Genomic DNA, 14,522 nt, shown 5'->3' on the forward strand with positions numbered 1-14,522 from the left:
ACAAATGCTGCGTTGCAGCACGGAAAGCCTTGCAAAGTAAGCCATTCGAGTACGCACAATCGGTTTTTCAGGCCGAGAAAAAATCGCAGTTGACTCACGATTGAACCAATGATTAGAACGTTCCAATAGATTTGATGAGAAAACCGGGAGGAGATATCTGGATGGCCAGCCGGGCCAAGGCAACGATCTTCGACATCGCCCGCGAGGCGGGCGTGTCCAAATCGACGGTGTCGCTCGTGCTCCAGGGCAGCGGGCTGATTCGGCCTGAGACCGCGGTCAAGGTGCGCAAGGCGATCGAGGATGTCGGCTATGTCTACAACCGCGGCGCCGCCAATCTGCGCAAGGCCCATTCCAACGTCATCGGCATGGTCATCAACGATCTCACCAATCCCTTCTTCGCCGAGCTGGCGGTCGGCATGGAGCGTGTCTTCCAGTCGGCCGGCATCGTGCCTTTCATCGGCAACACGGCGGAGAATCCGGTGCGCCAGGAAGAGGTGCTGAAGTCGCTGATGGAGCAGGGCGTCGCCGGCCTCATCGTGTCGCCGGCGCGCGGCACCACGCCAGGCGCTTTCCGGCGGCTGGAGATGGCGGGTGTGCCGGTGGTCTTTGCCATGCGCCGCTTGCCGGAAAGCCGCATCCCGGTGATTGCGCCCGACAATCATCGCGGCGCCTATCTCGCCACCGCCCATCTGATCGGCAAGGGACATCGCCGGCTCGTCTTCTTCGGCGGCTCGTCCGATCTGGTTGTCTATCACGAGCGCCTTGGCGGATTTCGCGAGGCCTGCGAGACGCAAGGCATCGCCGCGCGCGACGCGCTTGTCGTTGAGGGGGAGACCAGCCGCAGAGGTGGTATCGCGTGTCTCGAAACGGCTCTGGCGATGGCTGAACCGCCGACCGCTGCCCTCTGCTTCAACGACGCAGTCGCCTTTGGCGCCATGCTGGCGTTGCGCAAGCGTGGGCTTGAGCCCGGTGCGGATTTCGCCATCGTCGGTTTCGACGACGTCGCCGAGGCCGAGCACTATATGCCGGCTTTGACCAGCGTCGCTGTGGACTCCGCGGGGCTCGGCGAACGCGCCGCCCATGTCATGTTGAAAATGATCCAGTCGCGCACCACCCGCGCCGAAGATCATATCGGCGCGGTCAATCTCGTGGTCAGGGAAAGCTGCGGTCCGGATCGCCGTACGCGAAACAGGCCTGCGGGAACGGGAGGCGCCGCGTGAGTGTCAAATGGGGGCTGATCGGCGCCAGCACGATCGCCAGGCAATTCATGATCAACGCCATCCGCGCGCAGGCCGATGGCAAGATCGCGGCGGTGATGAGTTCCAGCCCGGAGCGGGCCCAGGCATATGCCGTGGAAAACAACATTCCGCTTGCGGTCTCGACGCTTGACGAGCTCCTTGGCGAGGATATCGACGCCGTCTACATCTCGACCACCAACGAACTGCATCTCGAACAGGCGCTTGCCGCCATCAAGGCGGGAAAGCATGTGCTGTGCGAGAAGCCCCTGGCGCTGAACAGCGCCGACGCGCGCAAAATGGTCAGTTCGGCCAAGGCCGCTGGCATCGTGCTCGGCACCAACCATCATCTGCGCAATGCCGGCGCACATCGCGCCATGCGCGAAGCGATCGCAGCGGGGCGCATCGGCAAGCCGATCGCCGCTCGCGTCTTCCATTCCGTCTATCTGCCCGAGGGCCTGCAGGGCTGGCGCATCACCAAGCCGGAAGCCGGCGGCGGTGTCGTGCTCGACATCACCGTGCACGATGCCGACACGTTGCGCTTCGTGCTCGGCGACGATCCGGTCGAGGTCTCGGCCTTCACGCAAGCCGCCGGCATGGCCGGCAGCGGGCTGGAAGACGGCGCCATGTGCATCTGGCGCTTCAAGTCCGGCCTCATCGCCCAGTCGCATGAAGGCTTCACCACCAAATTCGCCGGCACCGGCTTCGAGGTGCATGGTTCGGAAGGCTCGCTGATCGCCAGCAATGTGATGACCCAGAAGCCGGACGGCTCGGTGCTGTTGCGCACGGCCAGCGGTGAAGAGCAATTGAGCTTCGACCGCGAGGATCTCTACGTCAGATCCGTGCGTCAGTTCCATGCCGCGATCCACGGTGTCGGCCGGCCTGCCGCCACCGGAGAGGATGGCATCTGGTCGTTGGCCTCAGCCGAGGCGGCGCTTCAATCGGCCAGTTCCGGCAAGGCCGTCAAGATAGACCCGAAACTCGGGAGCATGAATTGAGCAAGGTCGTTTCCGCAGCACAGGCAGCCAGCCTGATCAAGGATGGCATGACGGTATCCGTGTCGTCGTCGAGCGGCCTCGGCTGTCCGGACGCGGTGCTGGCCGCCATCGGCGAGCGCTTCGACGGGGAAGGCCACCCGAAGAACATCACCACGCTGCACCCGATCGCCGCCGGCGACATGTACGGCATCAAGGGCATCGATCACCTGGCCAAGCCGGGCCTGTTGAAGCGCACGCTGTGCGGCTCCTATCCGTCCGGCCCCTCCTCATCCGAGCCACCGCAGATCTGGAAGATGATCGGCGACAATTCGGTCGCCGCCTACAACGTGCCGTCCGGCATCCTGTTCGACATGCACCGCGAGGCCGCCGCCAAGCGGCCGGGCGTGCTGACCAAGGTCGGTCTCGACACGTTTGCCGATCCGCGTCACCAGGGCTGCGCCATGAACGCGGCGGCAAGCGAACCGATTGTGTCGGTGCAGCAGTTCGACGGCGAGGAATGGCTCTATTTCCGCTCGATCGTCCCGCAGGTTTCGATCATCCGCGCCACCACGGCGGACGAGCGCGGCAACCTCACCTATGAGCACGAAGGCGCCTATCTCGGCGGCCTCGAACAGGCGCTCGCCGCCCGCAACAATGGCGGCATCGTCATCGCCCAGGTCAAGCGCGTCGTCGAGAACGGCACGCTGAAGCCGCATGATGTGCGCGTGCCGGGCGTGCTGGTCGACCATATCGTCGTCGCGCCGGACCAGTTGCAGACGACGCTGACGCCTTACGACCCGGCAATCTCGGGCGAGATCTTCCGGCCGCTGTCGACCTTCCGCAATGCCGAGATGAATGTGCAGAAGGTGATCGCGCGCCGCGTCGCCATGGAATTGCGTGACGGCATGGCCGTCAACATCGGCTTCGGCATCTCCGCCAATGTGCCGCGCATTCTTCTGGAAGAAGGCCAGCACGGCAAGGTCACCTGGGTGATCGAGCAGGGCGCGGTCGGCGGCGTGCCGCTGCTCGACTTCAAGTTCGGCTGTGCCTCCAATGCCGAGGCGATCATGCCCTCGCCGCACCAGTTCATCTATTTCCAGGCCGGCGGCTTCGACGCCTCGCTGCTCTCCTTCCTGCAGATCGATCGCCACGGCTCGGTCAACGTCTCGAAACTGTCGGCGCGGCCGCATGTCACCGCCGGCGCCGGTGGCTTTGTCGACATCACCGCGCGGGCGAAGAAGATCGTCTTCTCCGGCTTCTTCAATGCCGGCGCCAAGCTTTCGCTGGCCGATGGCGGCATCCGCATCGACCAGGAGGGCAAGGTCAAGAAGGTGGTCAACGAGGTCGAGCACATCTCCTTCTCCGGCAAGCGTGCCGTCGCGCAGGGGCAAGACATCACCTATGTCACCGAGCGTTGCGTGATGAAGCTGACGCCGGACGGCCTGATGGTCACCGAACTGGCGCCCGGCATTGACCTCGAGCGCGACGTCCTGGCCCAGGCCGAGATGCCGCTCGGTGTCGCCAACGACCTCAAGGTGACGCCGGCAGCGCTCTACCAGGACCGGCCGATCGGCCTGTCGCTCAATGGCGGCGCCTCGCTCGGAGGCGCGGATGGCTGAGCGCCTCGTTACATTTGAGCAGGATGGCGCCATCGGCATCGTCACATTGCGCCGGCCGGAAAAATTCAACGCGCTGGATATCCCGATGCTGCGCGCGCTGGAAGCCGCGCTCGACGAGGCGGAGATGGCCGAAGGCGTCCGCGTCGTGCTGCTTCGCGGCGAAGGCAAAGGCTTTTGCGCCGGCGGCGATGTCGAGGCGTGGGCGCAGATGAGCGCCGCCGATTTCCAGGTGCAATGGGTGCGGTACGGCCATCGTGTCTTCGACCGGCTAGCTAGGCTCCGCCAACCGACCATCGCCGTGCTCTCGGGCCATGCGCTGGGCGGCGGGCTGGAACTGGCGGTCGCCTGCGATTTCCGCGTCGCGGAAACCCATGTGAAGCTCGGCTTCCCCGAAACCTCGATCGGTGTCGTGCCCGGCTGGTCCGGCACGCAACGCGCCGTACGCCGCTTCGGCGCGCAGACGGTGCGGCGCATGGCGTTGGGCGGCGAGATCCTGCTCGCTCGCGAAGCACTGGCCCTGGGCGTGGTGGACCGGGTGGTTGAAACCGGCAACGGGCTGGCCGAAGCCAGAAGCTGGGCCGAAAAGATCGCCGAGCGCGGCCCGCTGGCAACGGAAGCCGCCAAGCTGATGATCGCGGTGGCCGAAGGCGAGGAAAATGCGGCCGCGACCGAAGCGCTGGCCAGCGGCTTCATCGCGCTTACCGGCGACCTCAAGGCTGGCGTCGGAGCCTTCAAGACCAAGCAGAAGCCGGCATTTTCAAGAAGCTAGAGCAAACAATCCTGATGAACGCCCCCCTCAACATCGCCATGCCCGCCGAGGCGTCAGCCGCACCAAAACCTATCGGCTGCTGATCGACGGCAAGCATGTCGACGCCCGCGATGGCCGTATCCTTGAGCGCAAGAGCCCCGGCCATGGCTTCACTGTTTCGCGCTATGCGCAGGCCGGCGAGGCCGAGGTCGAAGCCGCCGTGCAGGCTGGGCACAAAGCGTTCGAGACCGGCCCCTGGCCGCGCATGAAGGCCTCCGAACGCGCCGCGATCCTGTTCAGGACGGCCGACCTGATCGAGGCCCGGCTGGAGGACATCGCCCGGCTCGATGCGCTGGAATCCGGCAAGCCGATCGCCCAGGCGCGCGGCGAGATCGGCGGCGCCGTCGACATCTGGCGCTACGCCGCTTCGCTCGCCCGAACTCTGCATGGCGAGAGCTATGCCAATCTCGGCGACGCCATGCTGGGCGTGGTCGTGCGCGAGCCGATCGGCGTCGTGTCGATCATCACGCCGTGGAATTTCCCGTTCCTCATCGTCAGCCAGAAACTGCCTTTCGCGCTCGCTGCCGGCTGCACGGCCGTGGTCAAGCCGAGCGAAATGACCTCGGCCTCGACCTTCGTGCTCGGCGACATCCTGCTTGAGGCCGGCCTGCCCGCAGGCGTCGTCAACATCCTCGCTGGTCTTGGCGCCGATGTCGGCGCCCCGATGGTCAGCCACCCGCTGGTCGAGATGGTCTCGTTCACCGGCTCGACCCGCGTCGGCAAGATGACAATGGCCTCGGCCGCGCAGTCGCTGAAGAAGGTCTCGATGGAGCTCGGCGGCAAGAATGGCCAGATCGTCTTCCCCGACGCCGATCTCGAGGCCGCGGCCGACGCGGCGGTGTTCGGCGGCTTCTTCAATGCCGGCGAATGCTGCAACGCCGGCAGCCGGCTGATCGTGCATGAAGCGATCGCCGACGATTTTCTTGACGCTGTAAAGGCACTTACGTCGAGAGTGACCGTGGGAGATCCACTGGATGATCGAACCAAGGTCGGCGCGATGATCTCATCCGACCATCTGGCCAAGGTGACAGATTATGTTGCGGCAGCGGCAAACGAAGGCAGCAACGTCTACAGCGGTGGCAAGCAGCTGGTCTCCAATGCCGGCCAATATCTCGATCCGACCATCTTACGCAACGTCACCGAGAACATGGCGATTGCGCGTGAGGAAGTGTTCGGACCGGTGCTCTCCGTGCTGACTTTTGAAACGATTGAAAAGGCGTTGCACATCGCCAACAACACGCCCTATGGTCTGTCTGCAGGCGTGTGGAGCGCCAGCATCGACACTTGCATGTCGGTGGCGCGTGGGGTGCGTTCGGGGACGGTTTGGGTGAACACATTCATGGAAGGTTATCCCGAACTGCCTTTCGGAGGCTACAAGCAGTCCGGTCTCGGACGCGAACTCGGCAAACGCGCCGTCGAGGATTATACCGAGGAAAAGACAATCCAGTTTCATCGCGGCCAGCGCACCGGATGGTGGGTCGGCTGAGTTTGGAAGAACCCGGTGGGCTGCCACCGGTCGTGTAATGCAACAAGGGAGGAAGTACATGTTGCGCAAACTGCTTATCGGAACGGCTCTTGCGACGAGCTTTGCCTTCTCGGCGCATGCCGCGGACGTCAAGGAAGTGCAGATGCTGCATTGGTGGACGTCGGGCGGCGAAGCGGCTGCTCTCAACGTCCTCAAGGGCGATCTGGCCAAGGAAGGCTATGCCTGGAAGGACGTGCCGGTGGCCGGCGGTGGCGGCGACGCTGCCATGACCGCGCTGAAGGCAATGGTCGCGGCCGGCAACTATCCGACCGCCTCGCAGATGCTCGGCTACACCGTGCTCGACTATGCCGCTGCCGGCGTCATGGGCGACCTGACCGAGACGGCGAAGAAGGAAGGCTGGGACAAGTCGGTTCCGGCGGCCCTGCAGAAGTTCTCGGTCTATGAAGGCAAGTGGGTTGCCGCTCCGGTCAACGTCCACTCGGTCAACTGGCTGTGGATCAACAAGGCCGTCATGGACAAGATCGGCGGCACCGAGCCGAAGACCTTCGACGACTTCATTGCCCTGCTCGACAAGGCTAAGGCGGCAGGCGTGATCCCGCTCGCTCTCGGCGGCCAGAACTGGCAGGAAGCCACCATGTTCGACTCGGTCGTGCTGTCGACCGGCGGGCCTGAGTTCTACAAGAAGGCCTTCAACGACCTCGACGACGCCTCGCTCAAGTCCGACACGATGAAGAAGTCGTTCGACAATTTGGCCAAGCTCGTCACCTATGTCGACCCGAACTTCTCGGGCCGCGACTGGAACCTCGCCACCGCCATGGTCATCAAGGGCGATGCCCTGGTGCAGGTCATGGGTGACTGGGCCAAGGGTGAGTTCCACGCCGCCAAGAAGACCCCGGGCACGGACTTCCTGTGCTATCGCTTCCCGGGCACCGACGGCTCCGTGATCTACAACTCCGACATGTTCGGCATGTTCAACGTTCCGGACGACCGCAAGGCCGCCCAAGTCGCACTGGCCACCGCCACACTGTCGAAGAGCTTCCAGTCGGCCTTCAACGTCGTCAAGGGTTCGGTTCCGGCCCGTACCGACGTTCCGGACACCGACTTCGACGCTTGCGGCAAGAAGGGCATCGCCGACCTGAAGAAGGCCAACGACGGCGGCACGCTGTTCGGCTCGCTGGCCCAGGGCTATGGCGCGCCTCCGGCGGTTGCCAATGCCTACAAGGACGTCGTCTCGAAGTTCGTCCATGGTCAGATCAAGACCTCGGACGAAGCCGTGACCGAACTGGTCAAGGCCATCGACGACGCCAAGTAAGCTAGCCAGAAAAACACCTTCCCCGCTTCGGCGGGGAAGGTTTCATCTCAGGATTGGCCGGCTCGACACCATGCCGACCAAAGACCCGTATGCATGGGTCGCCTTGCCGCCTGACGGCAGAGCACGGACGACCCGAAGCGGGAGGAGCTCATGAGCACGGTAGCAACAAGCCAGATCAAGCTGACACCGGAGCGGTCGCGCCCCTCTGTGCGTTCGCGCCTGCAGGACGCCTTGCCGAAGATCGTGCTGGCGCCGAGCTTCGCCATCACCATCGTCTTCGTCTACGGCTTCATCCTGTGGACGATCTATCTGTCCTTCACCAATTCCAAGACCTTCCCGTCCTATGTCATCACCGGCTCGCGCGCCTATCAGCGGCTGTGGGGCTGGACCTTCGACACCGACCCGCCATCGAGCTGGTACACGTCGATCACCAATATGGGCATTTTCGGCTTTCTCTACATCCTGATCTGCCTGGCGCTGGGCCTGTTCCTGGCCATCCTGCTCGACCAGAAGATCCGCGGCGAAGGCGCACTGCGGCCGATCTATCTCTACCCGATGGCGCTGTCCTTCATCGTCACCGGTGTCGCCTGGAAATGGTTCCTCGATCCGGGTCTCGGCCTTGAGCAGACGCTGCATCAATGGGGCTGGACGAGTTTCCATTTCGACTGGATCAAGAACAAGGATTTCGTCATCTACACGGTGGTCATCGCCGGCGTCTGGCAGGCCTCCGGCTTCATTATGGCGATGTTCCTGGCCGGCCTGCGCGGCATTGACGGCGAGATCATGAAGGCGGCGCAGATCGACGGCGCCACCACCTTCCAGCTCTATCGCCGCATCGTCATTCCGCTGCTGCGACCGATCTTCCTGTCGGCCTTCATCGTGCTCGCCCACCTTGCCATCAAGTCGTATGACCTTGTGGTGGCGCTGACCTCCGGCGGCCCCGGCGGCTCGGCCTGGCTGCCTTCGAATTTCATGTACGAATACACGTTCAAGCGCAACGAAATGGCGGTCGGCTCGGCCAGTGCCGTGATCATGCTGATGACCATCGTCGCCATCATCGTGCCCTATCTCTATTCGGAACTGCGGGAGAAGCCGCGATGAGCGCCGTCGCCACCCCTGCCCGCCAGGCCTCCGGCGGCATCAGCACCAAGACCATCAACCGCATCGTCATCTACGGGCTCTTGGCCCTGTTTGCGCTGTTCTACCTGATGCCGCTGTTCGTCATGCTGGTCACCTCGTTCAAGACCATGGACGAGATCCAGAACGGCAACATGCTGGCGCTGCCCAAGGCGCCGACCTTCGATCCCTGGCTGAAGGCCTGGGGCGAGACCTGCGTCGGCCTCACCTGCGCCGGCATCAAGGGCTATTTCTGGAACTCCATCAAGATGGTGGTTCCCGCCGTGTTGATCTCGACCATGCTCGGCGCGCTCAACGGCTACGTGCTGACCAAATGGCGCTTTCGCGGCGCGACACTGGTGTTCGGGCTGATGCTGTTCGCCTGCTTCATCCCGTTCCAGTCGGTGCTGCTGCCGATGGCGACGATCCTCGGCAGCGTCGGCCGTTTCGGCGTGACGCTGCAGAACTCGGTCGGAACGAGTTTCGGCCTCGGCAATTCGACGGTCAATCTCGTCTTCGTCCACGTCGTCTACGGCATCGGCTTCACCACGCTGTTCTTCCGCAATTACTACGAGGCCTTTCCGACCGAATTGATCAAGGCTGCACAGGTCGATGGCGCCTCCTTCTTCCAGATCTTCCGCCGCATTATGCTGCCGAACTCGATGCCGATCTTCGTCGTCACCGTCATCTACCAGTTCACCAACATCTGGAACGACTTCCTGTTCGCCTCCGCCTATGCCGGCACCGGCGACGCCATGCCGATGACGGTAGCGCTGAACAACGTCGTCAACACCTCGACCGGCGTCGTCGAATACAACGTCAATATGGCGGCCGCGATGATCGCGGCTCTCCCCACCCTGATCGTCTATGTCGTCGCCGGCCGCTATTTCGTGCGCGGGCTGATGGCGGGCGCGGTCAAAGGCTGACCAATTCAGAAGGAACGACCATGGCTTTTCTGGAAATTGACGGGCTGAAGAAGCGCTTCGGGAATGTTGAGATCCTGAAGGGCATCGATGTCGAGCTCGAAAAGGGCGGCTTCCTGGTGCTGGTCGGCCCGTCCGGCTGCGGCAAGTCCACGCTGCTCAACACCATTGCCGGGCTGGAGCAGATCACCGAGGGCGAGATCCGCGTCGAGGGCCGCGCCATCAACGATCTGCATCCTTCGAAGCGCGACATCGCCATGGTGTTCCAGAGCTACGCGCTCTACCCGAACATGACGGTGGCCGGGAACATCTCGTTCGGCATGGAAATGCGCGGCGTGCCGGCCGACGAGCGCCAGAAGGCGATCGACAAGGTGGCGAAGGTCCTGCAGATCGGCCACTTGCTGCAGCGCAAGCCAAGCCAGCTTTCCGGCGGCCAGCGCCAGCGCGTCGCCATGGGCCGTGCGCTGGTGCGCGACCCCAAGCTGTTCCTGTTCGACGAGCCACTGTCCAACCTCGACGCCAAGCTGCGCGTCGACATGCGCATCGAGATCAAGCGCCTGCATGCCACGACAGGCACCACCATCGTCTACGTCACCCACGACCAGATCGAGGCGATGACGCTGGCGACCAAGATCGCCGTCATGCGCGACGGCGAGGTGCAGCAGTTCGGCACCCCGGCCGAGATCTACAACAACCCCACCAACCTGTTCGTCGCCGATTTCATGGGTTCCCCGGCGATGAATCTGATCCCGGCGACCATCGCCACATCGGGCAATGCGCTGTCCGTCGTGCTGCAGCGCGAGGCGCGCGAGCCGATCACACTGCCGATGGCCAACGCGCCGACGGGTCTCTCGGCATTCCAGGGCAAGCCGATCATCTTCGGCGTGCGGCCGGAAGCGCTGACCGATCCGGAGGGTGCCGAACGCAACGCCTCCAACATTGCCACCGCCGACCTGCACATCGAAGTCGTCGAGCCGGCCGGCTCCGACACCTTCGCGGTGACCAATCTCGGCGGCAAGCCCGTTGTGGCGCGGCTGCGCGCCGACGCCAACATCCAGCCGGGCACCAGCACGCCGCTCGCCTTCAACCTGACCAAGGCGGTGTTCTTCGATCCGGCGACCGAGAACCGCATCCGCTGACGGCTATGGCAAATCCAGACATCGTCATCATCGGCTCCGGCATTGGCGGCGCCACGATCGCCTCCGGTCTGGCCGGCAGTGGCGCCTCGATCCTGATGCTGGAGCGCGGCGAGCCCTTGCCGGCAACCTCGCATGCCCGTGACACGCGCTCGATCTTCGTCGACGGCCACTACCGGCCCAAGGAGATGTGGCGCGAGGCCGGCGGCGCTGCCTTCAACCCCGGCAACTACTACTATGTCGGCGGCAACTCGAAATTCTACGGCGCGGTGCTGATTCGCTACCGCAAGGAAGACTTTTCGGCCATGGAGCACTTCGGTGGCGTCTCTCCGGCCTGGCCGTTTTCCTACGACGAGTTCGAATCCTGGTATTCCAAGGCCGAGCAGCTGTTTCGCGTGCGCGGCACGCTGGGCGAGGACCCGACCGAGCCGTTTCACTCGATCCCCTACGCCTTCAAGCCGGTGCCCGACGAAGCGCCGATCGCCCGCGCCCGCGCCGAACTCAAGGGGCTTGGCCTGCATCCAGCCTCACTGCCGCTCGGCGTAGACATCAATACCTGGCTGAAGGACGGCAAGACCGGCTGGGACGCTTTCCCCAACACCGGCCAGGGCAAGATGGACGCCCAGACAGCGCCACTGGCGGCAGCGCTCAAGGACAGCAATATCCGGCTCGAGACCGGCTGCTACGTCGAATATCTCGAAGCATCGCCCGATGGCAAAAGCATCGTTGCGATCCATTACCGCCAGAATGGCGAGCTGAAGAAACTGTCACCCAAGCTGGTCATCCTCTCAGCCGGTGCGGTCAATTCCGCCGTCATCCTGCTGCGCTCGCCCTCATCCGATGGCAAGGGCCTCGCCAACCGCTCTGACCAGGTCGGCCGCAATTTCATGAACCACAATTCCAGCGCCATGCTCGCGATCGATCCGCGCCGCAGGAACGATGCCGTCTACCAGAAGACGCTGATGCTGAACGATTACTACCTGTCCGACGGCAAGGGCGGCAAACCGCTCGGCAACGTCCAGCTGCTCGGCAAGATCGACGGCAACATGCTCAAGGCCAATGTGAAGACGATACCGAAATTCGTGCTCGATTACATGGCCGGCCACGCCGTCGACTGGTATTTGATGTGCGAGGACCTGCCCGATCCGGAAAGCCGCATCATGGTCGACGGCAAGGACATCGTCATGCAGTGGCGGCGATCCAACATGCAGTCGCTCGACGGGCTGACCAAGGTGATGCGCGAAAACTTCCGCGCCTGCGGCTACCCCATCGTGCTGTCGCGCCCCTTCGACAAGCGCACCCCCTCGCACCAGTGCGGCACGGTGAAGATGGGCGACGATCCGGCGACCGCGCCGCTCGATCCGTTCTGCCGGTCGTTCGACCACCGGAACCTGTTCGTCGTCGACGGCAGTTTTCTGCCGAACTCGGCTGCGGTCAACCCGGCGCTGTCGATCGCCGCGCAGGCGCTGCGGGTTGCTGATCACATCCGCAAGACCGAGCTCGCCGCATGACCCGCCCCGCGGCCATCGTCACCGGCGCCGCACGCGGCATTGGGCTGGCTTGTGCCGAGGCTCTGGCCGATGCCGGCTTTGACATTCTGGTCGCCGACCTTGCCGAACAGGCGCCTGACGAACTCGCCGCCAACATCTCAGCGCGCGGTGCGAAACTCGCCTATATCAGCTGCGACATCGCCAATCTCGACAGCCACGTTGCACTCGTCGATGCCGCGATGCACGCCTTCGGCCGCATCGACTGCCTCGTCAACAATGCCGGCGTCGGCGCTGTCGTGCGCGGTGATCTGCTGGAGCTGAAGCCGGAGAATTTCGACCGTACGCTTGATATCAACCTGCGCGGCACGGTCTTCCTCAGCCAGGCCGTCGCCAAGGCGATGCTGGCCGCACCGGGCAACCACGCAAAATCGATCATCACCGTCACCTCGGTCAGCGCCGAGATGGCGTCGCCGGAGCGCTCCGAATATTGCGTCTCGAAGGCCGGGCTTTCGATGTGGGTGAAGAACCTGGCACTGCGCCTCGCCCCGGAAAACATCGGCGTGTTCGAGCTGCGGCCGGGCATCATCCGCACCGACATGACTGCAGGCGTGACCGCCAAATACGATGCCTTGATCGACAGCGGGCTGGTACCGGCCAAACGCTGGGGCGAAGCGTCAGACATCAGCGCGGTGGTGGCAGCGCTTGCCTCGGGCAAGCTCGGCTTTTCGACCGGCTCGATCATCAATGTCGACGGCGCGCTCTCCGTGCCACGGTTGTAAGGGTGATGCCATGACCGACTACATCATCGTGGGCGCCGGCCCGGCCGGCTGTGTTCTGGCCAACCGGCTGAGCGAGGATCCCTTGAATTCAGTACTGCTGCTCGAAGCCGGCGGCAAGGACTGGCATCCCTACATCCATATGCCGGCGGGCTTCGCCAAGATGACTAGGGGTATCGCCTCCTGGGGCTGGTCGACCGTGCCGCAGAAAAACATGAAGGACCGCGTCTTCTGGTACACGCAGGCCAAGGTGGTCGGCGGTGGCTCCTCCATCAACGCCCAGATCTACACGCGCGGCAATGCCCGCGACTACGATGCCTGGGAGAGGGAAGAGGGTCTCGCCGGCTGGGGCTACCGCGACGTGCTGCCCTATTTCAAGCGCGCCGAGAACAACCAACGCTACGCCAACGATTTTCACGGCGACCAGGGGCCGCTCGGCGTATCCAACCCGATCTCGCCGCTGCCGATCTGCGAGGCCTATTTCCGCGCCGGCCAGGAGATGGGCATCCCCTTCAACCCGGATTTCAACGGCGCCAGCCAGGAGGGCGTCGGCTACTATCAACTGACCCAGAAGGACGCCCGGCGCTCCTCTGCTTCGGTCGCCTATCTCAAGCCGATCCGTGCCCGCAAGAATCTGACGGTCAAGACCGATGTGCTGGTGACCCGCGTCGTCGTCGAGAGAGGCCGCGCCATCGGCGTTGAGGTCGTCGACAAACCGGGCGGCGAGAAGAAAATCCTGCGTGCGGAGCGCGAGGTGATCGTCTCGTCCGGCGCCATCGGTTCGCCAAAACTGCTGATGCAGTCGGGCATCGGCCCCGCCGATCATCTGAAATCGGTGGGTGTCACGCCGGTGCACGACCTGCCCGGCGTCGGCTCGAATATGCAGGATCATCTCGATCTGTTCGTCATCGCCGAATGCACCGGCGATCACACTTACGACAATTACGCCAAGCTGCACCGCACGGCCTGGGCTGGCCTGCAATATCTGCTGCTGAAGAAAGGCCCCGTGGCCTCCAGCCTGTTCGAGACCGGTGGCTTCTGGTACGCCGATCCGACGGCCGCCTCGCCCGACATCCAGTTCCATCTCGGCCTGGGCTCCGGCATCGAGGCCGGCGTCGAGAAGCTCAGGAATCCAGGCGTCACCTTGAACTCGGCCTTCCTGCGGCCGCGCTCGCGCGGCACGGTGCGGCTGAAGAGTACCGACCCGGCCGACCATCCGCTGATCGATCCCAACTACTGGTCCGATCCCTATGACCGCGCCATGTCGATCAAAGGGCTGCGGCTGGCACGCGAGATCATGCGGCAGAAGGCGCTTGCTCCTTACGTGCTGCGCGAAGTGCTGCCTGGTCCATCGCTGGCGACCGACGAAGAACTGTTCGACTACGCCTGCCGCACCGCAAAGACCGACCATCATCCCGTCGGCACCTGCCGCATGGGCCATGACGAGATGGCCGTGGTGACACCGGACCTGCGGCTGCGCGGCATCGAAGGTCTGCGCGTCTGCGACGCCTCGGTCATGCCGCGCGTGCCCTCCTCCAACACCAATGCACCGACCATCATGGTCGGCGAAAAGGGCGCCGACCTGATCCTCGGTCGCGAACCGCTGCCGCCGGCGGTGTTTTCCGGCAACCGGGCCGCTTAAGG

Annotated in this window: 12 protein-coding genes; all 12 read left to right on the plus strand. The window is 63.9% G+C overall.

Going from position 1 to position 14,522, the window contains the following annotated elements:
* Positions 1-161 precede the first annotated feature (161 nt).
* The 12 genes from HB778_RS08270 to HB778_RS08325 all read left to right on the plus strand — a co-directional run bounded on the left by HB778_RS08270 (position 162) and on the right by HB778_RS08325 (position 14,520).
* Positions 162-1,220: a LacI family DNA-binding transcriptional regulator gene (locus HB778_RS08270; protein WP_183462933.1), complete on the plus strand. Its 1,059-nt coding sequence runs from the start codon at positions 162-164 to the stop codon at positions 1,218-1,220.
* A complete protein-coding gene (locus HB778_RS08275; protein WP_183462935.1) occupies positions 1,217-2,233 on the plus strand; it encodes a Gfo/Idh/MocA family protein in 1,017 nt (338 codons plus the stop codon). Before HB778_RS08270 ends, HB778_RS08275 begins: the two co-directional genes overlap by 4 nt.
* A 47-nt stretch (positions 2,234-2,280) precedes the next feature.
* Positions 2,281-3,831, plus strand: a complete 1,551-nt coding sequence (locus HB778_RS08280) for an acyl CoA:acetate/3-ketoacid CoA transferase (protein WP_432421261.1) — start codon at positions 2,281-2,283, stop codon at positions 3,829-3,831.
* Entirely contained in the window at positions 3,824-4,600 is a 777-nt protein-coding gene (locus HB778_RS08285; RefSeq protein WP_183462938.1) for an enoyl-CoA hydratase/isomerase family protein, read from the plus strand. Before HB778_RS08280 ends, HB778_RS08285 begins: the two co-directional genes overlap by 8 nt.
* The gene (locus HB778_RS08290; RefSeq protein ID WP_183462940.1) at positions 4,488-6,125 is read left to right on the plus strand and encodes an aldehyde dehydrogenase family protein; all 1,638 of its coding nucleotides are present in this window, start codon (positions 4,488-4,490) and stop codon (positions 6,123-6,125) included. Before HB778_RS08285 ends, HB778_RS08290 begins: the two co-directional genes overlap by 113 nt.
* Before the next feature lie 58 nt (positions 6,126-6,183).
* Entirely contained in the window at positions 6,184-7,437 is a 1,254-nt protein-coding gene (locus HB778_RS08295) for an ABC transporter substrate-binding protein (RefSeq protein WP_095199412.1), read from the plus strand.
* Positions 7,438-7,587: 150 nt separating this feature from the next.
* The gene (locus HB778_RS08300; protein ID WP_183462942.1) at positions 7,588-8,538 is read left to right on the plus strand and encodes a carbohydrate ABC transporter permease; all 951 of its coding nucleotides are present in this window, start codon (positions 7,588-7,590) and stop codon (positions 8,536-8,538) included.
* Positions 8,535-9,479: a carbohydrate ABC transporter permease gene (locus tag HB778_RS08305; protein WP_183462944.1), complete on the plus strand. Its 945-nt coding sequence runs from the start codon at positions 8,535-8,537 to the stop codon at positions 9,477-9,479. Before HB778_RS08300 ends, HB778_RS08305 begins: the two co-directional genes overlap by 4 nt.
* Positions 9,480-9,499: 20 nt before the next feature.
* The gene (locus HB778_RS08310) at positions 9,500-10,615 is read left to right on the plus strand and encodes an ABC transporter ATP-binding protein (RefSeq protein WP_095199415.1); all 1,116 of its coding nucleotides are present in this window, start codon (positions 9,500-9,502) and stop codon (positions 10,613-10,615) included.
* A gap of 5 nt (positions 10,616-10,620) precedes the next feature.
* Complete coding sequence (locus tag HB778_RS08315; RefSeq protein ID WP_183462946.1) at positions 10,621-12,123, plus strand: FAD-dependent oxidoreductase; 1,503 nt, start codon at positions 10,621-10,623, stop codon at positions 12,121-12,123.
* The gene (locus tag HB778_RS08320) at positions 12,120-12,881 is read left to right on the plus strand and encodes a 3-ketoacyl-ACP reductase (RefSeq protein ID WP_183462948.1); all 762 of its coding nucleotides are present in this window, start codon (positions 12,120-12,122) and stop codon (positions 12,879-12,881) included. Before HB778_RS08315 ends, HB778_RS08320 begins: the two co-directional genes overlap by 4 nt.
* Positions 12,882-12,891: 10 nt before the next feature.
* Positions 12,892-14,520 carry a GMC family oxidoreductase gene (locus HB778_RS08325; RefSeq protein WP_183462950.1) on the plus strand — a complete coding sequence of 543 codons (1,629 nt, stop codon included), beginning with the start codon at positions 12,892-12,894 and terminating at the stop codon, positions 14,518-14,520.
* Positions 14,521-14,522 lie beyond the last annotated feature (2 nt).

It is taken from the genome of Mesorhizobium huakuii, from assembly GCF_014189455.1.
Taxonomy (GTDB): domain Bacteria; phylum Pseudomonadota; class Alphaproteobacteria; order Rhizobiales; family Rhizobiaceae; genus Mesorhizobium; species Mesorhizobium huakuii_A.